This is a genomic window from Streptomyces sp. DH24, assembly GCF_029813775.1.
GTDB lineage: Bacteria > Actinomycetota > Actinomycetes > Streptomycetales > Streptomycetaceae > Streptomyces.
Genome location: NZ_JARVKW010000007.1, coordinates 168,916 through 194,979, shown reverse-complemented (window position 1 = coordinate 194,979; position 26,064 = coordinate 168,916). Strand labels below are relative to the sequence as shown.

Here is a 26,064-nt window from a genome sequence, read left to right as displayed (position 1 = left end):
ACCATGCAGAGCCCGATTTTCGCCTACAACGACCAGCAGTCCCAGGAGCGCTGGAGCCTGCAGAACAAGCAGATGCTCCGCGTCACCCTGGAGGGCCACGACGACATCCTCGCCCGCAAGGGCACCATGGTCGCTTACCAGGGCATGGTCGAGTTCGACGCCGAGTACCAGGCCAACGACCAGGCACGCACGCGTGCGCACACGGGAGAGGGCCTGGACCTGATGCGCTGCCACGGGCAGGGCACGGTCTACCTCGCCAACCTCAAGCAGCACGTGCACCTGGTCGACGTCGACCAGGACGGCCTCACCGTCGACAGCAGCTACGTGCTGGCGATGGACTCCGGGCTGCACTACGACGTCATCGCCGTGGACAGCCTCTACGGCATCTCCGGCTCCGGGAAGTACCAGCTCAACATCACCGGCCGCGGCAAGGTCGCGCTGATGACCTCTGGCATGCCGCTGATGATGCAGGTGACGCCCGACAGGTACGTCAACTGCGACGCCGACGCGATCGTGGCCTGGTCCACGAGCCTGCGGGTGCAGATGCAGGCGCAGACCCACTCCTCGGGAGTGTGGCGGCGCCGCGGCAGCACCGGCGAGGGCTGGGAGCTCAGCTTCATGGGCACCGGTTTCGCCCTCGTCCAGCCCAGCGAGCTGCTGCCGCCGCAGAACGCCCAGGTCGGGTCGGGCGTCGCCGCGCAGTACGGCATGGGACAGCAGGGAGCCCGCGGCCAGAACCAGGGCAACGTCTGGAACTGACCGTCCGGAAAACAGACGGACGCAAACGTAAGGGGCGCTCGCATGTGCGGTCGCCCCTTACACGTTCCCGAAAGGCTGTGAGCCCCGGGCTCACAGCCTCGCGCGCGTCGCCTCCAGCAGTCGTACGACCGAGTCGTCGGCCACGTCCGCGACCTCCGCGTACGAGAACCAGCGCAGGTCCAGGGACTCGTCGCTGATCGCCTCGACCGACCCGGGCGCGGCCAGCGCGGCGTACTGCACGTCCAGGTGCCAGGCGCAGGGCGTCCGGTGCCGGTCGAGGCGCACCGGACCGCCCGCGAACAGCGTCAGCCCCTCGATGCCGGACTCCTCGCTCGCCTCCCGCAGGGCTGCGGCCGCCAGCGTCGCGTCCCCCGGCTCGCAGTGACCGCCCATCTGCAGCCACATGCGGATCTTCTTGTGGAGGGTCAGCAGGACCCGCTCCCGCGACGGATCGATCACCAGGGCGCTCGCCGTGATGTGACCGTCCGAGCAGGCCTTCCACATGCCGTCCGGGTGGGCGGCGAGATGGTCCAGGTAGACCTGGCGCAGCTCCTCCTGGTCCTCGTAGGCCTTGAGTACGAGGACCGCGTCGTCGTGCAGGCTCACTCGGCGTCGTCGCCCTTGCGCGTGTCGTCCTCGCTTGCCTCGCCGGTCGCCTCGCCGCTCTTGCCCTTGTCCTGGTCCTTCTTGCCCAGGTCGGGCTTGCCGGCCGCCTCGCCGAGCATCTTGTCGAGCTCGGAGAAGTCGATCTGCTCGCGGTGCACGAAGCCGTCCGGGTCGTCCAGGTCGGTCGCCGTCGGCAGCATGTCCGGGTGCGCCCACAAGGCGTCCCGGCCGTCGACACCGCGCGCGTCCGTGAGCGACGCCCACAGCCGGGACGCGTCGCGCAGCCGGCGCGGGCGCAGTTCGAGGCCGATCAGCGTGGCGAACGTCTGCTCCGCGGGACCGCCCGAGGCACGGCGGCGGCGCAGCGTCTCGCGCAGCGCGTCCGCAGAGGACAGCCGCGGCTTGGCGGCGGCGTGCACCACCGCGTCCACCCAGCCCTCGACCAGGGCCAGCGCGGTCTCCAGACGGGCCAGGGCGGTCTTCTGCTCGGGCGTGTCCTCCGGCTGGAACATGCCCTGCTGGAGCGCCTCCTGAAGCTGCTCGGGGTTCTGCGGGTCGAACTGGCCGACCACGTCCTCCAGCTTCGCCGTGTCGACCTTGATCCCGCGCGCGTAGCCGTCGACCGCGCCGAACAGGTGCGACCGCAGCCACGGCACGTGCGCGAACAGGCGCTGGTGGGCCGCCTCGCGCAGGGCGAGATACAGCCGCACCTCCTCCTGGGGCACGCCCAGGTCCTTGCCGAACGCCTCGATGTTCACCGGCAGCAGGGCGGCTCGGCCGGCCGGGCCGAGCGGCAGGCCGATGTCGGTGGAACCGACGACCTCGCCGGCGAGCACGCCGACGGCCTGCCCGATCTGCGTGCCGAACATGGCGCCGCCCATCGACCGCATCATGCCGATCAGCGGGCCGGCCATGGCCTGCATCTCCTCGGGCAGCACGTCGCCCATGGCGGTACCGACGCGCTCGGCGACCGGGTCGACGAGCTCCCGCCACGCGGGCAGGGTGGCCTCGACCCACTCCGCGCGGCTCCAGGCCACCGCGGAGCCCGCGCCGGACGGCAGGGACGTCGCGTCGTCGAGCCACAGGTCGGCCAGGCGGACGGCCTCCTGGACGGCGGTGCGCTCGGCGGGCCCGACGCTCGCGTCCTTGACGCCGTCCGAGGTGCCCTGGGAGACGGTCTGGCGGGCGATCTGCTTGGCCATGTCCCAGTTCACCGGGCCGCCCTCGTAGGAGAGCATCTGGCCCAGCTGCTGGAAAGCGGCGCCCAGGTCGGTGGGGTTCAGCGAGCCGAACATGGCAGCGAACGGATTGTCCGCGCCGGGCCCGCCGAAGCCTCCGGCTCCGGACAGCCCGAAACCGAACGGGTTGGCCGGGTCCTGACCACCACCGTTCTGCTGGTCCTTCTTCTTGCCCTCGTCGCCGTCGTCCGGCTCCTCCGGCGGAAGGCCGAATCCGAATGGGGTGTCACTCACGGGGTTCCTCGGCTGGTAAGGCCGCCGGTTCTTTCCGGCGGCACGGCTGCCCGACAACACCACCCAGCGTAGACACCCGCGGCCGATCGGGCCTCGGTGCTTCGCCGACTGACGGCCTGCGGCAGGATGGATGCCACCTGGTACGCACGCGCAGCGCGCGTACGTACTGAAGACAACCTCTGGAGACGCCCGGTGAGTTCCCCAGATCCGCAGGTTCGCGCAGCGCGAAACCAGTCAACCAGTCCCGTGCCCAGAGGGCCCGTCGTGGCGGTCACCGGTGCCGCGTCCGGCGTCGGGGCCCTGCTCACCGAGCGGCTCGCCGCGTCGGACGAGATCAAGCAGGTCGTCGCCATCGACGAACGGCGCGGTGACTGCGAGGCGGCGCAGTGGCACATCCTCGACGTGCGGGACCCGGCCATCGCCGACAAGCTCCGCGGGGCCGACGTGGTGGTGCACCTCGCGCTCGACCTCGATCTGGAGACCGACGCGGCTGCCCGGACGGCTTACAACGTCCGGGGGACGCAGACGGTGCTGACGGCCGCCGCGGCGGCCGGTGTCCACCGGGTCGTGCTGTGCACCTCGGCCATGGTGTACGGCGCGCTGCCGGACAACGAGCTGCCGCTGTCGGAGGACGCCGAGCTGCGGGCCACGGCGGAGGCCACCGGCGTCGGTGATCTGCTGGAGATCGAGCGGCTGGCCCGGCGGGCGCCCCGGGCGCATCCGGGGCTCAATGTGACCGTGGCGCGTCCGGCCGTCCTGGTCGGCGGCACCGACACGGCCCTGACCAGGTATTTCGAGTCGCCGCGCCTGCTGGTCGTCGCCGGGTCGCGGCCCGCCTGGCAGTTCTGCCACGTCGAGGACCTGTGCAGCGCCCTGGAGTACGCCGTCCTGGAGAAGGCCGAGGGCGAGCTCGCCGTCGGGTGCGACGGATGGCTGGAACAGGAGGAGGTCGAGGAGCTCAGCGGGATCCGGCGGATGGAGCTGCCGTCGACCGTCGCGCTGGGGGCCGCGGCCCGGCTGCACCGGATCGGGCTCACGCCGTCCCCGGCCGGGGACCTCGCGTACACGATGTACCCGTGGGTGGTGAGCGGGAGCCGGCTGCACGACGCGGGGTGGCGGCCGAAGTACACCAACGAGGAAGTGCTCGCCGAGCTGCTGGAGGAGGTCTCCGGACGGCACACCGTCGCCGGGCGGCGGCTCGGCCGCAAGGACGCGACGGCCGCCGGTGCCGCGGGAGCGACCGTGGCGCTGCTGGGCGCGGCGGCGGTGGTCCGGCGCGCGCGGAAGGCGCGCCGGCGGATCTGAGCGCCGTCCCGCACCCGCCTTCCCTTCGTCTTCCCCTCGTCCCGGTGTGTTGGACAAGGCTCCAACGCGCACGCACATGTGCCGGGAGGATGGTGCTATTCCGCGTTGTCGGCGGTGTGGTGCACGATGGAGGGCATGGCACCCACCAACGACCACCCCGGTGAGCAGGCGGCGCAGGACCCGATCAAGCTGATCGCCGTCCGGGACAGCGCGCTCTCCGTGGACGAGGTCTTCCGCGCCGTGGGCGACGACGCCGCCGGCGGCACGGCCCTGTTCGTCGGCACCGTGCGCAACCACGACGGCGGGGCGGACGTCGACCGGCTCGGGTACTCGTGCCATCCCAGTGCCGAGGCCGAGATGCGGCGGGTCGCCGAGAAGGTCGTCGCCGATCACCCCGTGCGGGCCCTGGCGGCCGTCCACCGGGTGGGTGAGCTGGCGGTCGGAGACCTCGCCGTCGTCGTCGCCGTGTCCTGCCCGCATCGCGGGGAGGCCTTCGAGGCCTGCCGGAAGCTGATCGACGACCTCAAGCACGAGGTGCCCATCTGGAAGCACCAGACGTTCTCCGACGGCACCGAGGAGTGGGTCGGCGCCTGCTGAGCGGGACCCCGCCCGCCGGGCCCTCTCCGGGCGCCTCCGGTTGCGTAACCCCACCCCTGGCGTGAGCGTTGTCACTGCGGATGGTTAATCTGCTGATCAGTCAGTTGCGGACGCGCATACGGGGTTGGGAGGTCGGCATGGCGGCGCTTGCCTGGTTGCTGATTCCGCTTGTGGCTGCGATCGGCGCGAGTCTGTGGGGCAGTTGGGCCCACAGGACCCGCAGGGTGCGCGGCGACGGGCCCGAGCTGATCGGGTACGCCCGGTTCCGCGAGGCCATGGAGCGGACCAGCCCGCGCGGCTGAGCGCTGCCGGGCGCCCGTGCGGACGGCCCTGACGGTCACCTGACAGGAGCGTCCCGTACTGTCGTGCCATGCCACGCCGCACCGCGACGATGCTCGCCTCCACCCTGATGCTGATCGCACTCCTGTGCGTCGGAGTGTTCATCCCCGTGCCGTACGCGGAGATGTCCCCGGGGCCGACGGTGAACACCCTGGGGCAGCACGACGGCGAGCCGGTTCTGCGGATCTCGGGACGGAAGACGTACGGCACGAGCGGGCACCTGAACATGACCACGGTGCGGGTGACCAGCGCCGACTACCGGATGAACCTCGTCGAGGCCGTGTACGGCTGGCTCGCCCACGACAACAAGGTCGTGCCGCACGACACCCTCTACCCGGACGGCAAGACGGAAGAGGAGTCCACCCAGGAGAACGCCGAGGAGTTCAGCCAGTCCCAGGAGAGCGCCAAGGTCGCCGCCCTGAAGGAACTCGGCATCCCGGTGAAGTCCTGGGTCATCGTCTCGACGGTCGTGAAGGACTCCCCGGCCGAGGGCCGGCTGCACGCCGGTGACGTGATCAAGGCGGTCGACGGCACGACGGTCAGGAAGCCCGCGGACGTCGCCGAACTGGTGACGAAGCACAAGCCGGGCGAGAAGGCCGTCTTCACGATCGTGCCCGCCAAGGAGCAGGCCGCCGCCGAGAAGGAGAACCGGGCGACGGCGAAGACCGAGAACGTCACCATCACCACCGCGACGTCCGACGACGACGGCGAGAAGCGCGCCATCGTCGGGATCTCCGCCGGGACCGACCACACGTTCCCGTTCACGATCGACATCAAGCTCGCCGACGTCGGCGGCCCGAGCGCCGGTCTGATGTTCGCGCTCGGCATCTACGACAAGCTCACCCCGGGCAGCCTGACCGGCGGCACCTTCGTGGCCGGCACCGGGACGATCGACGACGCCGGCAAGGTCGGGCCGATCGGCGGCATCGAGATGAAGACGGTGGGAGCCCGCAGCAAGGGCGCCGAGTACTTCCTCACGCCCGCGGACAACTGCGCGACCGCCGCCAGGGACACCCCCGACGGGCTCACCCTCGTCAAGGTGGACACCATCGACGACGCCCTCGACGCCCTGAAGGACATCCGCGCCGGGGACACCGCCGACCTGCCGGTGTGCTCGGCCAAGGGCTGACCGCGGCCCCGCCCGGCCGACGGCCGCCCGTACGTGGCTGGGGCGCCCCGCACCGAGCGGGGCGCCCCAGCCACGTGAGTGACGACCGGACCGCTCAGTCCTCGAACGTCGCCGCCAGTGCCTCCGCCAGGCCCGGCACCAGGTCGGACCCCGTCAGGACCTCCGTCGGGGAGTCCTTCGCGCGCAGCCGCAGGGCCGACTCGCGGGCGCCGTCGCGCAGCACCGCGACCGTCATCCGGACCTCCTGACGCTCGGGGTGCTCGGCCACCCACTTCGTCAGCTGTGCCTCGTTCAGGTCCTGCGGGACCTGCGCCTCGGCGGACGGCGGCAGCATCAGGCGTTCCACGGCGAGCGCGCAGCCCGCCACCGCGTCGGGCCAGGCGATGGTGCCGAGGAACTCGTCGAGCGGCTTGTCCGTTGCAATTTCGTCCTGCTCGATCGGGGTGAGGCCGGAGGACTCCTGTTCATCCGGCAGACCGAGCCGGTCCGCCAGCGTGGGCTGCTCGGCCCGCAGCCGTGCGGTGTCGACAAGAGCGAAAAGGCGGGCGGGCTGGTCCCAGCCGAGGCCGGAGACGTACTCGTCGATCTCCAGTACGGCCCGGGTGAGCGGACTCGCCGCCATGGGGGTGTTGGACATGGTCACAATCCTGCCTCGTTCCCGCCCGGAATCGGGAACCGAGTAAAGGGTGAGTAAGTTGCATAGGTGTGGGGCCCGCGATCAGGGGCCGCACACACGGTCCACGAACACGCGGGCCTGACGGATCAACAGCGACTTCGAGGTGCGCACCTTGGCTTTCCAGATGCCGGACCGCGGCGGAGGCCCGACGGGGCCACGGATCAGAGTGGGCCGCCCGTCCCGGCGTGTCCGGACCCTGCTCATGACATTGGGCGTGCTCGCCGTGCTTCTCATGGCGTTCACGATGTTCGCGGGCTTCTGGGCCGACTGGCTGTGGTATCGCTCGGTGGACTACTCGTCGGTCTTCACGACGACCCTGTGGACCAAGATCGGTCTCTTCTTCGTCTTCGGTCTGCTGATGGCCGTCGCCGTCGGGCTCAACATCTGGCTGGCCCACCGGCTGCGGCCCCCGCTGAGCGCCATGTCGGCCGAGCAGCAGAACCTCGACCGCTACCGGATGAGCATCAACCCGTACAAGAAGTGGCTGCTCCTCGGGATCACCGCCCTGGTGGGTCTCATCGCCGGTGCCTCCGCCTCCAGCCAGTGGCGGACCTGGCTGATGTGGGTCAACGGCGTGTCCTTCGGCGAGAAGGACCCCCAGTTCAAGCTGGACGTGTCCTTCTACGCGTTCGACCTGCCCTGGTACCGGTTCCTGCTGGGCTTCGGCTTCGCCGCTGTGATCCTCTCCGTGATCGCCGCCGCGCTCACGCACTACCTGTACGGCGGCCTGCGCGTCACCAGCCCGGGCGCCCGCGCCACCGCGGCGGCCACCGGCCACCTGTCGGTGCTCATCGGTGTGTTCGTCGCGCTGAAGGCGGTCGCCTACTGGCTCGACCGGTACGGACTCGCGGTCAAGTCCAGCGACTTCAAGGCCACGGACAACTGGACCGGCCTGAGGTACGTCGACGCGAACGCCTACCTGCCGGCCAAGACCATCCTGTTCTGCATCGCCGTCATCTGCGCGCTGCTGTTCTTCGCCACGCTGTGGCGGCGTACCTGGCAGCTGCCCGTGATCGGCCTGGGCCTGATGGTGCTGTCCGCGATCCTCATCGGCGGCCTGTACCCGGCGATCGTGCAGAAGTTCCAGGTGCAGCCGAACGAGCAGGCCAAGGAAGCCCCGTACGTCGAGAAGAACCTCAAGGCCACGCGTGACGCCTACGGCATCGACGGCACGAAGGTCACCGAGTACCCGGGCACGAGCCAGACCGAGGACAAGACCCAGCTGCGCGACGACGTCGACGCCACGGCGAGCATCCGCATCCTCGACCCGAACATCGTGTCCCCGACGTTCCAGCAGCTCCAGCAGATCAGGAACTACTACGCGTTCCCGACCAACCTGGACGTCGACCGGTACAACAAGGACGGCAAGGACCAGGACACCGTCATCGGTCTGCGCGAGCTGAACCTGAACGGCATCCCGAAGAACAACTGGATCAACGACCACTTCCGTTACACCCACGGCTACGGCGTCGTCGCAGCCGAGGGCACCAGTGCCGACTCCGAGGGCCGCCCGAAGTTCACCGAGTCGGACCTGCCGTCCAAGGGCGACCTCGGGTCGTACGAGCAGCGGATCTACTACGGCGAGAAGACCACCTCGTACTCGATCGTCGGCGGTCCCCAGAAGGAGATCGACTACTCCGACGACAGCGGTGAGAAGACCTACAGCTACAAGGGCGACAGCGGGGTCAACCTCTCCAGCCCGGTCAACCGGGCCGCGTACGCGGTGGCGTTCAACGAGCCGCAGATCCTCTACTCCGGTGCCATCGGCGAGGGTTCGCGGATCCTGTACAACCGCACGCCGAAGGAGCGCGTCGAGGCGATCGCCCCGTGGCTGACCATCGACGGCGACGCCTACCCGGCGGTCGTGGACGGCCGTATCCAGTGGATCGTGGACGCGTACACGACGACGAACGGCTACCCGTACTCGTCGCGGACGACGCTCGGCGACACGACGGCCGACTCGCTGACCGCCACCAACAACAACCGCGCGGTGGTGGCCCAGCAGAACCAGGTCAACTACATCCGCAACTCGGTGAAGGCGACCGTCGACGCGTACAGCGGCGAGGTCAAGCTGTACGAGTGGGACACCAAGGACCCCGTCCTGAAGACGTGGATGAAGGCGTTCCCCGGCACGGTCGAGTCCAAGACCGACATCTCCGACGCGCTGATGGCTCATCTGCGGTACCCGCAGGACCTGTTCAAGGTGCAGCGCGAGCTGCTGACCCGCTACCACGTCAAGGACGCGCAGACGTTCCTGAGCGGCAGCGAGGTGTGGCAGGTGCCGGACGACCCGACCAACAAGTCGGGCAACGCGGTTCCGCCGTACTACCTCAGCATGAAGATGCCCGACCAGAAGGCGCAGTCGTTCTCGCTGACGACGACGTTCACGCCCAACGGGCGTGACAACCTGAGCGCGTTCATGGCGGTCGACGCCGAGGCGGGCACCAGCGGCTACGGCGCCATCAGAATCCTGAAACTGCCGACGAGCACCACGGCCGCCGGGCCCAAACAGGTGCAGAGCCAGTTCAACTCCGAGCAGGACATCGCCGAGACGATCAGGCTGCTGAGAGGCGGCGACTCCGAAGTCGAGTACGGCAACCTGCTGGCCGTCCCGCTCGACGGCGGACTGCTCTACGTGGAGCCGGTCTACGTGCGCGGTGGCGGACTGAAGTACCCCCTGCTGCGCAAGGTGCTGGTCACCTACGGAGGCAACACCGCCTTCGAGGACACGCTGGAGGAGGCCCTCGACAAGGTCTTCGGAGCCGCGGGCGCCCCGACCCAGCCGCCGCCGGACGAGGGCGACGAGGAGACGACGCCTCCGCCGACGTCCGACAACCCGACGGTCCAGGAAGCGCTCGACGACGCCCAGAAGGCCTTCGAGGCCGGCCAGGAAGCCCTGAAGAAGGGCGACTGGGAGGCGTACGGCAAGGCGCAGCAGGACCTGGAGGACGCGCTGCAGCGGGCCGAGGACGCACAGTCCCGGGCCGCGCGGGGCAGCGGTGCGGCCGCCGGGGACGGCAAGGGCGACAGCAGCCCGAAACCGTCCGGCAGTCCGTCGCCGAAGCCCTCCGGCAGTCCGCAAAGCAGCTGAGCCGATTGCCCACCCCGCGCCGTGATACGGTTGCAGAACAACGGCGCGGGGTGGAGCAGCTCGGTAGCTCGCTGGGCTCATAACCCAGAGGTCGCAGGTTCAAATCCTGTCCCCGCTACTGGAGTCGGCGGTTTCGACCGCACGACCACAAAAGCCCGGATCCTTCGAGGATCCGGGCTTTTGTGCGTGCGAACTCATGTGCCGACTTCTTCGACGGCCGCGCCGCCGTGGGGAGTTGGGGGAACTGTGTTTGACTTATCTCTCTGTGGGCATGTCGACAAAACGCTGAAGTGACCTCACTGGCTGCGGTATACCAGGTGTACCCAGGTTGCAGGTGGTGCGACGATGGACGTTATGGGGGACAAGGCAACTCTGTTCGGGACAGGGCGATTTGTGCAGCCGTCCGGCCGGGACGAGGCCGGCGACGAGGCGGGCGAGGCCGCCGAGGAGATGCGTCTGAGACTCGCCGCCGAGGTCGGCGACGTCGAGGCGATGAGCGTCCTCGGGGCCATGCTGCTGCGCCGCGGTGACCTCGACGGAGCCGAAGCCCATCTGCGTGCCGCCACCGCCGCCGGTGACCGCGCCGCCGCCAACAACCTCGGCGTCCTCCTCCACCAGCGTGGTTACGCCGAGGAGGCCGCCGGCTGGTGGCGCATCGCCGCCGTGGCCGGATCCGCGGCCGCCGCGCACGCCCTCGGCCGGTACCACCGTGAGCGGGGCGACGAGCCCGCCGCCGAGTACTGGCTGCGCCAGTCCGCGGAACAGGGACACGTCCTCGGCGCGTACGCGCTCGCCGACCTGCTGGAACACCGGGGCGACAGCGGCGCCGTGCGGTGGATGAGAGCGGCGGCGGAGCGCGGCCACCGGGAGGCCGCGTACCGGCTCGCGCGCACCCTGGACCGCGCGGCGACGCGGAAGACCCACGATGACGACGGTGCCGGCCCGGCCGCGGCGGAGGAGGCCGAGCAGTGGTACCGGCAGGCCGCCGCGCGCGGCCACCGGCGGGCCGCGCTGCACCTCGGCGCGATCCTGGAGAAGCGCGGCGAACTCAAGGAGGCGGGGCGCTGGTACCTGACCTCCGCCAAGGACGGGGAGGCACGGGCCGCCTGCGCGCTCGGCTTCCTGCTGCGCGACGCGGGCGACACCGAGAACGCGGCCGTGTGGTGGCTGAGAGCCGCCCAGGACGGCGACGGCAACGCCGCCAACGCGCTGGGCGCGCTGCATGCCGAGCGGGGCGAGACCCAGACCGCCGAGCGGTGGTACCGGGCCGCGATGGACGCCGGGGACATCAACGGCGCGTACAACCTCGGGCTGCTCTGCGCGGAGCAGGGCCGGACCACGCAGGCCGAGCAGTGGTACCGGCGCGCCGCGTACGCCGGACACCGCGAGGCGGCGAACGCGCTGGCCATCCTGCTGCTGCACAGCGGGGACGAGACCGGCGCCGAGCCGTGGTTCTCCAAGGCGGCCGAGGCGGGCAGCGTGGACGCCGCGTTCAACCTGGGCATCCTGTACGCCGGGCGCGGCGAGGACAAGGACGCGCTGCGCTGGTACGAGCGTGCCGCGAGCGCCGGGCACACCGAGGCGGCGCTCCAGGTCGGGATCGCCCGGCTGCGGGAGGGCGACGAGCAGGACGCGGAGCGGTACCTGCGCTGCGCGGCGGGGGGCGGCAGCGCGGAGGCCGCGTACCGGCTGGCCACGGTGCTCGACGCGCGCCGGCCGCCGGCGCCCGCGCACGAGCTGGGCGAGGCGGTGCACGAGAAGACCGAGTGCGAGGAGTGGTACGAGCGCGCCGCCTCGCAGGGGCACCGGCGGGCGCAGGTGCGGGTCGGCATGCTGGCCGCCGCGCGCGGTGATGTCGTCGAGGCGGCCCGGTGGTACCGCGAGGCGGCGGAGGCCGGGTCGCGCAACGGCGCCTTCAACCTGGGGCTGCTGCTCGCGAGGGAGGGCAGCGAGCCCGAGGCGGCGGTGTGGTGGACGCGGGCCGCCGACGCGGGGCACGGGCGGGCGGCGCTGCGGCTGGCCCTCGTCTACGCCCGGCGGGGAGAGCTGGCGGAGGGGCAGCGCTGGGCGGACCGGGCGGCGTCGCTCGGACCGGGCGCCGTCGCCGAGCGGGCTGAGCGGCTGCGGGACGCGCTGCGCGAGGAACTGTCGGCCTGACACCCGGCCGGGGGCGGCCCACTGCGGGGGGCGCAGCCAACCGATTTGCTTCTGACGTCGGCATTGACGTAACGTTGCATTCACCGACGCGGGGTGGAGCAGCTCGGTAGCTCGCTGGGCTCATAACCCAGAGGTCGCAGGTTCAAATCCTGTCCCCGCTACTGACGGCCGAGGGCCGGAAGCCGAAAGGTTTCCGGCCCTCGGTTTTTGTGCGTGCGGCAGCGCGAGGGCGCCCCGCGGAGGCTCTTGCGGGAGCAACCCCGGCGGGGCGCGCGAGGAAACCCGGAAACGCGAAACCCGGAAACCCCCGGCACCGTCGGTGCCGGGGGTTCCTTACAGGCTTTTGCGCTACGCCGCCGCGCAGTTCGGGCAGAGGCCGCGGTACGTCACCTCGACGTCCGAGACCGTGAAGCCGAAGCGCTCCGAGTCGGGCAGGTCCGCCAGCGGGTTCCCGCCCGGGTGCACGTCCCGGATCGCGCCGCACTGGGCGCACACCAGGTGGTGGTGCGGCCGGTGCGCGTTCGGGTCGTACCGCTTGGCGCGCCTGTCCGTGGCGACCTCGAGTACCTCGCCCAGTGAGACCAGCTCACCGAGGGTGTTGTAGACGGTCGCCCGGGAGATCTCGGGCAGCTTGGCGACAGCCCTGGCGTGCACCTCGTCGGCCGTCAGATGGACGTGTTCGCCGTCGAGGACCTCGGCCACGACGCGCCGCTGCGCGGTCATCCGCCATCCGCGTCCACGCAGCCGATCCAGAAGGTCACTCATGGCACCAGCCTAGCAGCTAGGGGGACCAGGTCCCGAACAAGTGTGACTTTGGAGTCTTACTTGACTTAGACAAAGTCCATTGTAGGATCGGTAATGGCTTTGGCCAAGGGACAGGAACAGACGCAGTACCAGGAGGCAGAACGTGACGCAGGGACCGCTCACTACGGAGGCCGGAGCTCCGGTCGCCGACAACCAGAACAGTGAGACCGCGGGCGTCGGTGGCCCGGTACTCGTCCAGGACCAGCTGCTCCTGGAGAAGCTGGCCCACTTCAACCGGGAGCGCATCCCGGAGCGTGTGGTGCACGCCCGTGGCGCGGGTGCCTACGGCACCTTCACCGTCACCGCCGACGTCACCAAGTACACGCGGGCCAGGTTCCTCTCCGAGGTCGGCAAGCAGACCGAGGTCTTCCTGCGCTTCTCGACCGTGGCGGGCAACCTGGGCGCGGCGGACGCCGTCCGTGACCCGCGCGGCTTCGCGGTGAAGTTCTACACCGAGGAGGGCAACTACGACCTCGTCGGCAACAACACCCCGGTGTTCTTCATCAAGGACGCCATCAAGTTCCCGGACTTCATCCACACCCAGAAGCGCGACCCGTACACGGGCTCGCAGGAGGCGGACAACGTCTGGGACTTCTGGAGCCTGAGCCCGGAGAGCACCCACCAGGTGACCTGGCTGTTCGGCGACCGCGGCATCCCCGCCTCGTACCGTCACATGGACGGCTTCGGCTCGCACACCTACCAGTGGAGCAACGAGGCCGGCGAGGCGTTCTGGGTCAAGTACCACTTCAAGACGGACCAGGGCATCAAGAACCTGACCGCCGAGGAGGCCGAGGTCCTGGCGGGCAAGGACCCCGACTCGCACCAGCGCGACCTGCGTGAGGCCATCGAGCGGGGCGAGTACCCGAGCTGGACCGTCGGCGTGCAGATCATGCCGGTGGCCGAGGCGGCGACGTACCGCTTCAACCCGTTCGACCTGACCAAGGTGTGGCCGCACGCGGACTACCCGGTCGTCTGGTTCGGCAAGCTGGAGCTCAACCGCAACCCGGAGAACATCTTCGCCGAGGTCGAGCAGTCCATCTTCAGTCCCGCCCACTTCGTGCCGGGCATCGGGCCGTCCCCGGACAAGATGCTCCAGGGCCGCCTCTTCGCGTACGGCGACGCCCACCGCTACCGCGTCGGCATCAACGCCGACCACCTGCCGGTGAACCGCCCGCACGCCACCGAGGCGCGCACCAACTCCCGTGACGGCTACCTGTACGACGGCCGCCACAAGGGCGCGAAGAACTACGAGCCGAACAGCTTCGGCGGCCCGTTCCAGACGGACCGTCCGCTGTGGGAGCCGGTCCAGGTCACCGGCGGCACCGGCAATTACGAGGCTCCGTCGCACGCCGAGGACAACGACTTCGTCCAGGCGGGCAACCTCTACCGGCTGATGTCGGAGGACGAGAAGGAGCGCCTGATCAACAACCTGGCGGGTGCCATCTCGCAGGTCTCGCGCGAGGACATCGCCGAGCGCGCGATCAACAACTTCCGGCAGGCCGACGGCGACTTCGGCAAGCGGCTGGAAGCCGCGGTCCAGGCCCTGCGCGGCTGATCACCAGCACTGGACCGCTTGCCGCGGCGACGGGCCGGGCCCCTTGGGGGTCCGGCCCGTTTCGCGCTTCTCCTGGTGCTGGAGCCTTCGGTCGTCCCGGTGGCTTGGGTCCGTGTCCGCGAAGCGGCTGCCCCCGGGCGGCGACGCCGCTCGGCGGACGCGCGGCCGGACTACCGGACTAGGCGGGCACCTGCTGTCGCAGCGGGGCCCAGCAGCGGATGATGTCGCGGACCGAGACGACGCCGAGGGGCTCGCCGCCGTCGAGGACGACGAGGTGGCGGAAACCGCCGTGGGCCATGGCGCTGGCCGCCTCCTCCAGCGTCCAGGACGGGGCGGCGAACACGACGTCGGTGGTGGTGTGGGCGTGGGCGCGTTCGGTGTCCGGGTCCTGGCCGAGGCCCAGGGAGTTGAGGACGTCGCGTTCGGTGAGGATGCCGATGCCGCCGGCGTCGGGGTCGAGGACGACGGCCGCGCCGACCCGGCGGGCGGACATCAGGGCGGCGGCCTGGCGCAGGGTGTGGTCGGGGCCGATGGTGAGGACCACGGTGCTCATGGCGTCACGGACGAGCATGGATGGAGCCACCTCCTAGGGAACCCGCGGACTTAGTTCACGGATTCACAAATTCACAAGTGGGGGGACTCTCAGAGTGGCAGGCAGAGCGGGGGCCAACAAGAGGCCCGACGGTGGCGGGGTGGTGGCAGGGCAGTGCCAGGACGGCGCGCTCAGTAGCGCTGGTTGAGATACCCCAGCAGTTCGTCGTGGAGTGGGCCGTTCGACGCTGCCGCGTTGCCGCTGTGCGGGCCGGGGCGGCCGTCGAGGCCCGTGAAGGTGCCGCCCGCCTCGGTCACGATGATGGCGTTCGCCGCCATGTCCCACAGCGACAGCTCGGGCTCCGCGCACATGTCCACCGAGCCCTCGGCGACCATCATGTACGGCCAGAAGTCGCCGTAGGCACGCGTGCGCCACACCTCGCGGGTCAGGTCCAGGAAGCCGTCCAGGCGGCCCTGCTCCTCCCAGCCGCTCAGCGAGGAGTACGCGAAGGACGCGTCGGCGAGCTTCGAGACCCGGGAGACCTGGAGCCGCGACGCGGTGGACAGACTGCGGCCGGAGAAGGCGCCGTAGTCCTTCGCGGCCCACCAGCGGCGGCCGAGGGCGGGCGCGGAGACGACGCCGACGACCGGTTGGAAGCCGCTCTCGCCCGCTTCCATCAAGGAGATCAGCGTCGCCCAGACCGGGACGCCGCGCACGTAGTTCTTGGTGCCGTCGATCGGGTCGATCACCCAGCGGCGCGGGCCGGTGCCCTCGACGCCGTACTCCTCGCCGAGGATCGCGTCTCTCGGACGGGCGCGCTGGAGCTGGCCGCGGATGAGTTCCTCCGCCGCCCGGTCCGCCTCACTCACCGGCGTCATGTCCGGTTTGGTCTCCACCTTGAGGTCGAGAGCCTTGAACCGGTCCATTGTCGCGGCGTCCGCGGCGTCCGCGAGGACGTGGGCGAGACGCAGGTCATCGAGGTAGTCGGGCATGCAACGAACCGTATCTGGCGGCGGCCTTTCGGGGCTACGGGGGGCGTGCGGCACCGGCGGGGGCGCACGCTGCCGCGCTCCGGGAACCCTTGACAGTGCCTCCACCCGCGTCAAACCTGTCCGCAGAGCCGCTCGCCCCGAGGGAGGCGATGATGCCCGCAGCCCGCGAGTCCCTGCTGGAAGCCGCTCGCACGGCCCTGGCGCGCCGGCCGTGGTCCGCCGTGCGGATGGTGGACGTGGCCGCGGCGGCCGGGGTGTCCCGGCAGACGCTCTACAACGAGTTCGGCAGCAAGGAGGGACTCGCCCGCGCGCTCGTCAGGCGGGAGGCGGACGCCTACATCGCGGGTGTCGACCGCGCCCTCGCCGGGCCCGCCGACCCCCGCGACCGCCTCGCCGCGACCGCCGAGTGGACCGCGTCGGCGGCCCGCGACAGCGCCCTCGTCCGCGCCCTGCTCACCGGCTGCTGGAGCGAGCGGCTGCCCGCGCCCACGCCGCGACCGGTGCCGTCCGCCTCCGCCGTCCCGGCGCAGCGCCGCGCGGACGGCCCGCTGCCGACGCCCGGCGACTTCGTGGCCCTGGTCCGCGACCGCGCCGTGGCGGTGCTGGCCCCGCCCGGCACGCCCCGGGCGGACACCGCCGAACTGGCCCGGTCCTGCGAACTCGTCGTCCGTCTCGCCCTGTCCTGCGTGGCCGCACCGCCGGCCGACGGCGGCGTCGCCGACCTGGTGCGCGGCGCGCTGCCGCGGCAGTCGGCCTGAGCGACCCGTCAGGTGGGCGGGCGGAAGGGGTCAGTGGCGGAAGGGTCAGCGGCGGAAGGATCAGTGGGCGGAGCCGGACATCTGGAGCCCCACGATGCCGATGATCACCAGGCTGATCGACACGATCTTCAGCGTGGAGACGACGTCGCCGAGGAACACCATCCCGTAGATCGCGGTGCCCGTCGCGCCGATGCCGGTCCACACCGCGTAGGCGGGACCCACGTCCAGCTTCTTCAGCGACAGCGTCAGCAGGCCGAAGCTGCCGATGGCGAAGACGCAGAACGCGACGGTCGGCCAGAGCCGGGTGAAGCCGTGGGACAGCTTGAGGCAGATGGCGAAGCCGGTTTCGAGCACCCCGGCCACGATGACCAGTAGCCACGCCATGTGTCGTCTCCCTCGTGTCGCGCGTGTCCGCGTCTCGTCGGACCCCGGTAGGACGGTGCACCGGCTCGGTTACGGCTGGGTGCGATTATGCACTCGCGGCCCGTACGCCGGGACGAACAACGCGAAGGTCAGTCGCCTTCCGTGCGCTCCCGGGTCGCCAGCAGCCTGCGCAGCGAATACAGCCGTGCCGGGTCCGCGTGACCCTCCGCGACCCACTGGTCCAGCGCGCAGTCCGGCTCGTCGTGGCTGCACGCGCGCGGGCAGCCCTCGGTGCCCGGCCCCAGGTCGGGGAAGGCGTGGATGACGCGGCCCGGGTCGACGTGGGCCAGGCCGAAGGACCGCACGCCCGGGGTGTCGATGACCCAGCCGTCCACGCCGTCCAGCGGCAGCGCCAGCGCCGAGGTGGTGGTGTGCCGGCCGCGCCCGGTCACCGCGTTGACGTGACCGGTCAGGCGGCGGCGCTCCTCCGGGACCAGCGCGTTGACCAGCGTCGTCTTGCCGACGCCGGAGTGGCCGACGAAGGCCGTGGCCTTGCCGCCGAGATGCTCGCGCACGCGGTCGGCGGCGCCGCCGTTCTCCAGTTCCTCGCGGCTGGTGACGACGTAGGGGATGTCCAGGTCGCCGTACAGCTCCAGGAGTTTGTCCGGTGGGGCGAGGTCGGACTTCGTCATGACGAGCAGCGGGGTGAGGCCGCCGTCGAAGGCCGCGACGAGGCAGCGGTCGATCAGCCGGGAGCGCGGTTCGGGGTCGGCGAGCGCGGTGACGACGGCGAGCTGGTCGGCGTTGGCCACGACCACCCGCTCGAAGGGGTCGTCGTCGTCCGCGGTGCGCCGCAGCACCGACGTCCGGTCCGCGATGCGCACGATGCGGGCCAGGGTGTCCTTCTTGCCGGACATGTCGCCGACGAGGGCCACCCGGTCGCCGACCACGGCGGCCTTGCGGCCCAGTTCGCGGGCCTTCATCGCCAGCACGACCCGGTCCTCGACGAGGCAGGTCAGCCGGCCCCGGTCGACGGTGAGGACCATGCCCTCGGCGGCGTCCTCGTGCTTGGGCCGGATGTGCGTGCGCGGCCGGTTGCCCTTGCGGTTGGGGCGGCTGCGGATGTCGTCCTCGTCGGTGTGCTTGCCGTAGCGGCGCATGGCGAACGTCCTTACGCCCCGAGCATCCCGGTCCACAGTTCGGGGAAGTCCGGCAGTGTCTTCGCCGTCGTCGCGACGTTCTCGATCTGCACGCCCTCCACCGCGAGGCCGATGATCGCGCCCGCCGTGGCCATCCGGTGGTCGTCGTAGGTGTGGAAGATCCCGCCGTGCAGCGGGCGCGGGCGGATGTGCAGACCGTCGGCGGTCTCGGTGACGTCGCCGCCGAGCTCGTTGATCTCCTTGGTCAGCGCGGCCAGCCGGTCCGTCTCGTGCAGCCGCAGGTGCGCCACGCCGCGCAGCGTGGACGGGGAGTCGGCGAGCGCGGCGACCGCGGCGATGCCCGGGGTGAGCTCGCCGACCTCGCTCAGGTCCACGTCGATGCCGTGGACGGCACCCGATCCGGTGAACAGCAGGCCGTAGTCGGTCAGCTCGCAGGAACCGCCCATTTCGGTGAAGATCTCCCGCAGCCGGTCGCCGGGCTGGGTGGTACGGGCCGGCCAGTCCGGGACGACGACCTTGCCGCCGGTCACCAGCGCCGCCGCCAGGAACGGCTGGGCGTTCGACAGGTCCGGCTCGACGGTCAGGTCCCGGCCGAGCAGGGCGCCCGGCGTGACCCGCCAGACGTTCGCCTCGCCGCCCGACTCGGGGGTGTCCACCTGGGCGCCGACCGCGCGCAGCATGTCGACCGTCATGCGGATGTGCGGCATGGACGGCAGCGTGGCACCGGTGTGGCGGACCTCGACGCCCTGGTTGAAGCGCGGTCCGGACAGCAGCAGCGCGCTGACGAACTGCGACGAGGAGGACGCGTCGATCGCGACCGGCCCGCCGTCCAGGGCGCCGCCGCCGTGCACCGTCAGCGGGAGTGCGCCGCGCCCGTCGTCGTCGATCCGGGCGCCGAGCCCGCGCAGCGCGTCGATGACACCGTGCAGGGGACGCTCGTACGAACGGGGGTCGCCGTCGAAGCGGACGGGGCCGTCGGCCAGCGCGGCGACCGGCGGCAGGAAGCGCATCACCGTGCCGGCGTTGCCGACGTCGACCGTGGCCGGGCCGCGCAGACCGGCCGGGATCACACGCCAGGCCTCGCCGGTGCCGTCCGGGCCCACGCCCTCCTCGATGCCGACGCCCATGGCGCGCAGGGCGCCGGCCATCAGCAGGGTGTCGCGGGAGCGCAGCGGGCGGCGCAGCCAGCCCGGCTCGGAGGCGAGGGCGGCCAGCACCAGGGCGCGGTTGGTGACCGACTTGGACCCGGGCACGTGGACCGTCGCGTCGACGGCTCCGCTCGCGTGCGGGGCGGGCCAAAGGGCGGTGTGCGCAGGGTTAACGGTCATGCGCACCACTTTAGTGGTTGCGAATGACCGGAGATCTTGATCAAAAACGGTGAAATAAGAGCGAAACGAAGCTGTGGTAGATGCGGTGGCACATGCCGCGCATATATGCGTCCGCGCGGGCCGCGGCCGTGCCCCTCCCGCGCCCCCTGCGCGCCCCTCCGCGTGCCCTCACCACTCCAGCAGCCAGCGGCCCCCGCCTATCAGCGAGCACAGCGACACCGCGTGGAACAGGAACAGCCACAGCGCCGCGGGCACGTTCGTCAGCCGCGACAACTGGTCCGCGTCCGAGTCGCCGGCCCCGCCCCGCGACCGCTTCGCCTGGAGCTCGAACGCCGGACGCACCCCGCCGAGCAGCAGGAACCACACCACCGCGTAGGCGAACGCCCCCTGCACCTGCGGTCCGGTCAGCCACGACACCAGGACGAACAGGGCGCCGGTCAGGAGCACCGTCAGCGCCCCGTACGCGTTGCGGATCATCACCAGCATCGCCACCAGCAGCAGCGTCGCCAGCCACAGCAGCAGCGTGATCCGCCCCGAGGAGAGCAGGGCCGCGCCGCCGAGGCCGAGCAGCGGGGGAGCGGTGTAGCCGCTGGCGGCCGTGAGGATCATGCCGATGCCGTGCGGCTTGCCGCGGCTGACGGTCAGACCGCTGGTGTCCGAGTGCAGCCGGATGCCGGTGAGGGTGCGGCCGGTCAGCAGCGCCACCAGACCGTGGCCGCCCTCGTGGGCGATGGTGATCGCGTTGCGGGTTATGCGCCACGGCCCGTGCGGCACGACCACGGCGAGCGCCGCGACCAGGGTCGCGATCACCACCCACAGGTCGGGGTCGGGCTGGGTGCCGGATACCTCGTCCCAGAGGGAGGCGAGCGAGGCGGATGCGAGCTGATGCATGTTCGGAAGGGGCTCCTCGTGGTCGCGCGGAGTCTGGCAGTGTGGCACGTATGTGCGGACGGTATGCAGCCAGTCGTGGGCCCGAGGATCTCGCGGGAATCTTCCAGATCGAGAAGTGGGAACCCGAGGAGACCCTGGCCCCCGACTACAACGTGGCCCCCACCAAGGAGGTCCACGCAATCCTCGACCGGCCCCTGAAGGACGCCCCCGACCCGCGGCCGGTGCGTCAGCTGCGGAAGCTGAAGTGGGGCCTGGTGCCGTCCTGGTCCAAGACTCCCGAGGGCGCCGCCCGCATGATCAACGCGCGCTCGGAGACCCTCCACGAGAAGCCGTCGTTCCGCCGCGCCTTCGCGGCCCGGCGCTGCATCCTGCCCGCCGACGGCTACTACGAGTGGGTCACCGGCTCGCAGGAGCGGGAGCTGGAGGTCGAGGGGAAGAAGAAGCGGCCGCGCAAGCAGCCGTACTTCGTGTCGCCGGCGGACGGCTCGGTGTTCGCCATGGCCGGCCTGTACGAGTTCTGGCGGGACAAGACCCTTCCGGACGACCACCCGGGGGCCTGGTGGGTGACGTGCTCGGTGATCACGACCGAGGCCGAGAGCACCCCGCTCGCGGTCGCGCCCGCCGACGGGCCGCGCTCGCTCGCCGACATCCACCCGCGCATGCCGCTCATGCTCACCCCGGACCGCTGGGACGCCTGGCTCGACCCGGCCCGGACCGACCTGGACGACCTGCGGTCGCTGCTGGCGCCCCCGCCGCCCGGCCTGATGCGGGCCTACCCGGTCTCCACGGCGGTCAGCAACGTCCGCAACAACGGCGCGGAGCTGCTCAAGGAGCTGGAGGCGCCCGAAGAGGGCACACTCTTCTGACGTGACCACCGAGACCACCCAGACCACCGAGCTCCCGACATGGCCGACGTGACCGACGTGACCATCGAGACCGTCGAGACGGACGCGGGCACCGCCCGCATCACCTGGCACCGGGCGAAGAAGGCCCGGCTCGTACTGGCCGCGAGCCACGGCGCCGGCGGCGGCATCGAGGCACGCGACCTCGTGGCGCTCGCCGCAGCGCTGCCCGCGCACGGGGTGACCGTCGCCCTCGTGGAGCAGCCCTGGCGGGTGGCCGGCAAGAAGCTGGCGCCCGCCCCGAAGACCCTCGACACAGGCTGGCGCGGCGTCTGGCCCGCGCTGGCCGCGCCGGGGCACCCGGTGATCTCGGGCGGCCGCAGCGCCGGCGCCCGCGTCGCCTGCCGCACGGCGGCGGAACTGGGCGCCGCCGGCGTCCTCGCGCTCAGCTTCCCGCTGCACCCGCCGGGCAAGCCGGAGTCGACGCGCGAGCAAGAACTGTTCGAGGTGGGGAGGGCCGGCCTGCCGCTGCTGGTCGTCCAGGGCGGCAACGACCCCTTCGGCCGCCCCGGGGAGTTCCCCGAGGAGTACGGGCCACACGTCGTCGTGCCCCACGGCGACCACGGATTCGCCGTGCCCAAACGGGCGGACATCACCCAGGACGAGGCCCTCGCGGTGATCGTCGACGGCGTCGTGCAGTGGACCAGGTCACTGGGGTGAGGCCCTGGGAATGCCGGGGCGGCGGGCACTGTTGTGGCGGACGTAAGTGCCGGTTGCCGGCACAGCCGTCGTAGGAGAGGAAGTCCGCCGCATGGGTTCCACCTTCTGCCCGCGCCGCAGCAGCCGTGCCGAGCTCGACTGGACCGTGCTGCACGCGGCGAAGACCGCTCCTGTCCGGGCGTCGGGCGGACCGAATCGACAGGCGTCCCCGACCACGGGTCGTCTATCCTCCGAATCGAGTGGGACCGGTTTCGGTGCCACGCCAACACTGGAGGAGGTGGGTCCGGTCACCGGTACCGACGCAGGGACCGAGAACGGCCAGGCGGAGCAGCCCGAGGGCCGGGGCGTCGCGGAGTCGACCGCGGAGCGCAGTGCGCGCTTCGAGCGGGACGCGCTGGAATTCCTCGACCAGATGTACTCGGCCGCGCTGCGCATGACGCGCAACCCGGCCGACGCCGAGGACCTGGTGCAGGAGACGTACGCCAAGGCGTACGCGTCCTTCCACCAGTTCCGCGAAGGCACCAACCTCAAGGCGTGGCTGTACCGGATCCTCACCAACACCTTCATCAACTCGTACCGCAAGAAGCAGCGCGAGCCGCAGCGCAGCGCGGCCGAGGAGATCGAGGACTGGCAGCTCGCGCGTGCCGAGTCGCACATGTCGACCGGACTGCGCTCCGCCGAGTCGCAGGCGCTGGACCACCTGCCCGACTCGGACGTCAAGCAAGCACTCCAGGCAATTCCCGAGGAATTCCGCATCGCCGTCTATCTGGCCGATGTCGAGGGCTTTGCCTACAAGGAGATCGCCGACATCATGGGGACACCCATCGGTACGGTGATGTCCCGGCTGCACCGGGGACGTCGTCAACTGCGCGGCATGCTGGAGGACTACGCGCGCGAGCGCGGACTGGTCCCGGCCGGCGCCGGAGAGTCGAACGAAGCGAAAGGCTCGGGGTCATGAGCTGCGGAGAGCCGCACGAGACGGATTGCAGCGAAATCCTCGATCATCTCTACGAGTTCCTCGACCGGGAGATGCCGGACTCGGACTGCGTGAAGTTCGAGCACCACTTCGAGGAGTGCTCGCCGTGCCTGGAGAAGTACGGGCTGGAGCAGGCCGTCAAGAAGCTGGTCAAGCGGTGCTGCGGCCATGACGACGTGCCGGGCGACCTGCGGGCCAAGGTCATGGGGCGGATCGATCTGATCCGTTCCGGCCAGGCCGTCCCCGAGCACGACGTGACGGCGACGCCGCAGGAGTCCTAGCTCCGCCGCCGCCCCCGCGGCCCGGCGCACATGAGGTCCCATTTTCACCCGAACGTGCTAATCCGCGGGCAACCGCCCGCGGACCCCCCTGCCGCCGCCTAGGCTCCGGAGCCTGAACAGGCATGGCCGGGGGAGGGGTTCATGGACGCGGTACCGGCACGGGCACGTGCCTACGTCGCCTGTGTCGTCCTCGCGGCCCTGTTCTGTCTGCGCCCCCTGCCCGAGCTCCACACCCCGTGGTGGGCGGTCGTCCTGCTCGCCGCCCTGTACGCGGGCTGCGAGCACATCGCCAGGTCCCGGTTCGTCGGCACGTTCCATCCCGTGCTGCTCGCCGGGGCCTTCCTGCTCCCGCCGCCCGCCGCCGCGCTCGTCGCGGTGCCGGGCGCGCTGCTGTCCGGCGTCGCACAGCGGCCCGTGGCGCTGCGGCGCCTCTGGCGGGCCGCGCAGCTCGTCGTCGCGGTGTGGGCCGCCGCCCGCGTGCACTGGTCGCTCGGCGGGCGGGACGCCGTCGTGGCGTCCGACTTCCGCTACGCCCTGCTGCCGGCCGGTGCCGCCGTGCTGGTGTTCTGCCTGGTGCTGACCGTGCTGGACGGCGGCATCCTCGCGCTGGCCGAGCGGGTGCCGCTGCGCCGGGCCTGGCGCGGGCTGTTCACGCGGTCCCTGGCGCCGGGCGTGGTGCACGGGCTCGTCGGACTGATGATGGCCGTGCTGTGGCGCAGCCCGTACGGGCCGGTCGCCGCGCTGCTGGTGATGCTGCCGATGGGCGTGTCCTGGTGGGCGTTCGCGCAGTACCACCGGGAACGGGCCGCACACCAGGCGACGATCCGCGCCCTCGTGCAGGCCGTCGACATCAAGGACGGCTACACGCGCGGCCACAGCGAACGCGTCGGACAGGCCTCGATGATGATCGCGCGCGAGCTCGGCCTGGACGACGACCGCGTCGAGGTCCTGCGGTTCGCCGGCATCCTGCACGACGTCGGCAAGCTCGGCGTCCCGACCCGGCTGCTGCGCAAGGACGGCCCGCTCACCCCCGAGGAGCGGCGCGTCATCGAACTGCACCCGGAGTACGGGCACGAGATCGTGCGGGGCATCGGCTTCCTCGGCGAGGCCCGGGCCGCGGTGCTGCACCACCACGAGCGGATGGACGGCAGCGGCTACCCCTACGGGCTCGTCGGGAGCCAGATCCCCGAGTCGGCGCGGGTGGTCGCGGTGGCCGACGCCTTCGACGCCATGACCTCCACCCGCTCCTACAGCCGGGCCCGGCCCGTCCCCGCCGCCCTGGAGGAACTCCAGCGGTGCGCGGGCACCCACTTCGACCCGAGGATGGTCACCGCCCTCGTGCGCGTCATCACCCGGTCCGGCTGGCGGCCCGCGGTCACGGCCGACGAGAGCGGGACCCGTCCCGTCAGCCCGCCCCGGCCCCGCACCCCCAGCCCGCCGGGAGTGCACCGGTGACGCGGCGGCAGCGGCCCCTGGTCCTCGCCCTGGTGCACACCACCGCCGGCCTGCTCGCCGCCGGGAGCCTCGTCGTCACCCTCTGGCACGGCCTGGAGGAGCGGCCGGTCGCCGTCGCCTTCGGCGTGCTCGTCGCCGTCGGCGAGCTGACCCGGTGGACCGGCGCCCGGGTCCGGGAGCCCGCTCCGCTCGGCGCTGCCGCCGCCCTGGCCTACGCCCTGCTCGGCGCGGCCGCCGGGGAGCCCACCCGGCACGGTCTCGCGCAGGTGGTCACCGTCGTCGTCGTCGCCTCCGTCATCGGCAGCGTGCCGCACACGGCGTGCGGCCGGGGCCCCACGGCCGACCAGCGCGCCCGCCGCGTGCTCAGCGTCGGTTTCGCCGCCACCTGCTTCCAACCGCTCTACAACAAGGGCGCGTTCGACGACTGGGTCGGCCCCGCGTACGCCCTGCTGCTGATCGCGCTGCTCACGCTGACCACCCTCTTCGACGCGGTCCTCGCCGCCGCCCTGGCCCACGCCCGCACCCGGTGGCCCTTCGTCCCGCTGCTGCGCGACGAACTGCGCGGCAAGCTGGGCACCGGGGCGGCGGTGTGCGCCACCGGGGCCGTGATGGCGCTGGGGGTGGCCGTCGTCGGGCTGTGGGCGCTCCCCGTGTTCTCGGTGCCGCTGCTGCTGACCCAGCTGTCCTACCGGCGGTACGCGGCCGTCCGCGCCACCTACCGGCAGACCATCGCCTCCCTCGCCCGCGCCACCGAGATCGCCGGGTACACGCCGACCGGGCACGCCCGCCGCGTCGCCGCGCTCAGCCTGGCCGTCGGACGGGACCTCGGGATGACCGAGCCCGAGCTGACCGTGCTGGAGTACGCGGCGCTGATGCACGACATCGGCCAGCTGAGCCTCGTCGACCCGGTGCCGGCCGGGGCCACCGCGGGGCTGTCCGCGGCGGAACAGCGGCGCATCGCGCTGCTCGGCGGGGCCGTGGTGCGGCAGACCGGGGTCGACGCGGCCGTCGCCGTCGTCGTGGAACGACAGGCCGACCCGTGCCGCGAACAGCCGCTCGCCGCGCGGATCGTCCGCGTGGTGAACGCCTACGAGGAGAAGGCGAGGGACGCCGGGCCCGGCGGTGCGCTGGCCGCGCTGGAGGACCTGCGGCTCGCCACCGTCGGGGAGTTCGCGCCGGAGGTCGTGGCCTCGCTGGCGCGGGTACTGTCGCGGGACGCGGGGGCGGCGCGCGACCATGTCGGCTGAAGACGCCGGAGGCTGTCTGACCCGGTGCG

The 26,064-nt window shown here is 71.5% G+C and carries 25 protein-coding genes and 2 tRNA genes; 17 read left to right on the top strand and 10 right to left on the bottom strand.

The features are described 5' to 3' along the window. Nucleotides 1-3: 3 nt before the first annotated feature. Nucleotides 4-759 (top strand): AIM24 family protein, encoded by a 756-nt coding sequence (locus QC282_RS08435; protein WP_279548603.1) that lies wholly within the window; start codon nt 4-6, stop codon nt 757-759. Nucleotides 760-849: 90 nt separating this feature from the next. Here the strand turns inward: QC282_RS08435 and QC282_RS08430 are convergent, their stop codons facing one another. Further along, complete coding sequence (locus QC282_RS08430) at nt 850-1,365, bottom strand: NUDIX hydrolase (protein ID WP_279548602.1); 516 nt, start codon at nt 1,363-1,365, stop codon at nt 850-852. Further along, nucleotides 1,362-2,837, bottom strand: coding sequence for a zinc-dependent metalloprotease (locus tag QC282_RS08425; RefSeq protein ID WP_279548601.1), 1,476 nt, complete (start codon nt 2,835-2,837; stop codon nt 1,362-1,364). Before QC282_RS08425 ends, QC282_RS08430 begins: the two co-directional genes overlap by 4 nt. 192 nt (nt 2,838-3,029) lie before the next feature. Here QC282_RS08425 and QC282_RS08420 point away from each other — a divergent pair, with 192 nt between their 5' ends. From QC282_RS08420 to QC282_RS08405, 4 genes are all read left to right on the top strand, one after another. After that, nucleotides 3,030-4,142, top strand: a complete 1,113-nt coding sequence (locus tag QC282_RS08420) for an SDR family oxidoreductase (RefSeq protein WP_279548600.1) — start codon at nt 3,030-3,032, stop codon at nt 4,140-4,142. 135 nt (nt 4,143-4,277) lie between these two features. Continuing rightward, complete coding sequence (locus QC282_RS08415) at nt 4,278-4,739, top strand: molybdenum cofactor biosynthesis protein MoaE (RefSeq protein ID WP_279548599.1); 462 nt, start codon at nt 4,278-4,280, stop codon at nt 4,737-4,739. Nucleotides 4,740-4,909: 170 nt separating this feature from the next. Next, on the top strand, nt 4,910-5,041 hold the full coding sequence (locus tag QC282_RS08410) for a hypothetical protein (RefSeq protein ID WP_279548663.1): 132 nt from the start codon (nt 4,910-4,912) through the stop codon (nt 5,039-5,041). 68 nt (nt 5,042-5,109) lie between these two features. Continuing rightward, the gene (locus QC282_RS08405; RefSeq protein WP_279548598.1) at nt 5,110-6,207 is read left to right on the top strand and encodes a PDZ domain-containing protein; all 1,098 of its coding nucleotides are present in this window, start codon (nt 5,110-5,112) and stop codon (nt 6,205-6,207) included. A gap of 94 nt (nt 6,208-6,301) precedes the next feature. Here the strand turns inward: QC282_RS08405 and QC282_RS08400 are convergent, their stop codons facing one another. After that, on the bottom strand, nt 6,302-6,844 hold the full coding sequence (locus QC282_RS08400) for a PPA1309 family protein (protein ID WP_279548597.1): 543 nt from the start codon (nt 6,842-6,844) through the stop codon (nt 6,302-6,304). Between the two features lie 163 nt (nt 6,845-7,007). On the opposite strand from QC282_RS08400, the gene QC282_RS08395 reads away from it, so the two are divergent. The 4 genes from QC282_RS08395 (at nt 7,008) to QC282_RS08380 (ending at nt 12,292) form a co-directional block, all read left to right on the top strand. Then, nucleotides 7,008-9,974 (top strand): UPF0182 family protein, encoded by a 2,967-nt coding sequence (locus QC282_RS08395; RefSeq protein ID WP_279548662.1) that lies wholly within the window; start codon nt 7,008-7,010, stop codon nt 9,972-9,974. Between the two features lie 44 nt (nt 9,975-10,018). Then, nucleotides 10,019-10,092, top strand: a tRNA-Met gene (locus QC282_RS08390). 227 nt (nt 10,093-10,319) lie between these two features. Further along, nucleotides 10,320-12,131 carry a tetratricopeptide repeat protein gene (locus QC282_RS08385; RefSeq protein WP_279548596.1) on the top strand — a complete coding sequence of 604 codons (1,812 nt, stop codon included), beginning with the start codon at nt 10,320-10,322 and terminating at the stop codon, nt 12,129-12,131. A gap of 87 nt (nt 12,132-12,218) precedes the next feature. Then, nucleotides 12,219-12,292, top strand: a tRNA-Met gene (locus QC282_RS08380). A gap of 187 nt (nt 12,293-12,479) precedes the next feature. On the opposite strand, the gene QC282_RS08375 is transcribed toward QC282_RS08380, so the two are convergent. Further along, a complete protein-coding gene (locus tag QC282_RS08375; RefSeq protein ID WP_279548595.1) occupies nt 12,480-12,896 on the bottom strand; it encodes a Fur family transcriptional regulator in 417 nt (138 codons plus the stop codon). 142 nt (nt 12,897-13,038) lie between these two features. On the opposite strand from QC282_RS08375, the gene QC282_RS08370 reads away from it, so the two are divergent. Beyond that, complete coding sequence (locus tag QC282_RS08370; protein ID WP_279548594.1) at nt 13,039-14,490, top strand: catalase; 1,452 nt, start codon at nt 13,039-13,041, stop codon at nt 14,488-14,490. Between the two features lie 178 nt (nt 14,491-14,668). Here the strand turns inward: QC282_RS08370 and QC282_RS08365 are convergent, their stop codons facing one another. Both QC282_RS08365 and hisN read right to left on the bottom strand, forming a co-directional pair. Beyond that, nucleotides 14,669-15,061 carry a cyclic nucleotide-binding/CBS domain-containing protein gene (locus QC282_RS08365; RefSeq protein WP_279548593.1) on the bottom strand — a complete coding sequence of 131 codons (393 nt, stop codon included), beginning with the start codon at nt 15,059-15,061 and terminating at the stop codon, nt 14,669-14,671. A gap of 152 nt (nt 15,062-15,213) precedes the next feature. Next, nucleotides 15,214-16,014 carry a histidinol-phosphatase gene (gene hisN / locus QC282_RS08360; protein ID WP_279548592.1) on the bottom strand — a complete coding sequence of 267 codons (801 nt, stop codon included), beginning with the start codon at nt 16,012-16,014 and terminating at the stop codon, nt 15,214-15,216. A 149-nt stretch (nt 16,015-16,163) separates the two neighbouring features. Between hisN and QC282_RS08355 the strand changes: the two genes are divergently transcribed. Further along, the gene (locus tag QC282_RS08355) at nt 16,164-16,772 is read left to right on the top strand and encodes a helix-turn-helix domain containing protein (RefSeq protein ID WP_279548591.1); all 609 of its coding nucleotides are present in this window, start codon (nt 16,164-16,166) and stop codon (nt 16,770-16,772) included. Between the two features lie 60 nt (nt 16,773-16,832). On the opposite strand, the gene QC282_RS08350 is transcribed toward QC282_RS08355, so the two are convergent. From QC282_RS08350 to QC282_RS08335, 4 genes are all read right to left on the bottom strand, one after another. Further along, nucleotides 16,833-17,156 (bottom strand): multidrug efflux SMR transporter, encoded by a 324-nt coding sequence (locus QC282_RS08350; RefSeq protein WP_279548590.1) that lies wholly within the window; start codon nt 17,154-17,156, stop codon nt 16,833-16,835. Nucleotides 17,157-17,284: 128 nt separating this feature from the next. Beyond that, nucleotides 17,285-18,295, bottom strand: a complete 1,011-nt coding sequence (gene rsgA, locus QC282_RS08345; protein WP_279548589.1) for a ribosome small subunit-dependent GTPase A — start codon at nt 18,293-18,295, stop codon at nt 17,285-17,287. A gap of 11 nt (nt 18,296-18,306) precedes the next feature. Continuing rightward, on the bottom strand, nt 18,307-19,623 hold the full coding sequence (aroA, locus tag QC282_RS08340) for a 3-phosphoshikimate 1-carboxyvinyltransferase (protein ID WP_279548588.1): 1,317 nt from the start codon (nt 19,621-19,623) through the stop codon (nt 18,307-18,309). Between the two features lie 168 nt (nt 19,624-19,791). Then, on the bottom strand, nt 19,792-20,514 hold the full coding sequence (locus tag QC282_RS08335) for a M50 family metallopeptidase (protein WP_279548587.1): 723 nt from the start codon (nt 20,512-20,514) through the stop codon (nt 19,792-19,794). Between the two features lie 50 nt (nt 20,515-20,564). On the opposite strand from QC282_RS08335, the gene QC282_RS08330 reads away from it, so the two are divergent. The 6 genes from QC282_RS08330 (at nt 20,565) to QC282_RS08305 (ending at nt 26,035) form a co-directional block, all read left to right on the top strand. Then, nucleotides 20,565-21,380, top strand: coding sequence for an SOS response-associated peptidase (locus tag QC282_RS08330; protein WP_279548586.1), 816 nt, complete (start codon nt 20,565-20,567; stop codon nt 21,378-21,380). Between the two features lie 39 nt (nt 21,381-21,419). Then, nucleotides 21,420-22,076, top strand: coding sequence for an alpha/beta family hydrolase (locus tag QC282_RS08325; protein ID WP_279548585.1), 657 nt, complete (start codon nt 21,420-21,422; stop codon nt 22,074-22,076). Between the two features lie 277 nt (nt 22,077-22,353). Next, nucleotides 22,354-23,034 carry an RNA polymerase sigma factor SigR gene (sigR, locus tag QC282_RS08320; RefSeq protein ID WP_279548584.1) on the top strand — a complete coding sequence of 227 codons (681 nt, stop codon included), beginning with the start codon at nt 22,354-22,356 and terminating at the stop codon, nt 23,032-23,034. Further along, complete coding sequence (gene rsrA / locus QC282_RS08315) at nt 23,031-23,333, top strand: mycothiol system anti-sigma-R factor (protein WP_279548583.1); 303 nt, start codon at nt 23,031-23,033, stop codon at nt 23,331-23,333. The genes sigR and rsrA overlap by 4 nt, the downstream gene beginning before the upstream one ends. A 141-nt stretch (nt 23,334-23,474) precedes the next feature. Further along, a complete protein-coding gene (locus QC282_RS08310) occupies nt 23,475-24,788 on the top strand; it encodes an HD-GYP domain-containing protein (RefSeq protein ID WP_279548582.1) in 1,314 nt (437 codons plus the stop codon). Then, nucleotides 24,785-26,035 (top strand): HD domain-containing protein, encoded by a 1,251-nt coding sequence (locus QC282_RS08305; protein ID WP_279548581.1) that lies wholly within the window; start codon nt 24,785-24,787, stop codon nt 26,033-26,035. Before QC282_RS08310 ends, QC282_RS08305 begins: the two co-directional genes overlap by 4 nt. The last annotated feature ends 29 nt before the right edge of the window (nt 26,036-26,064 follow it).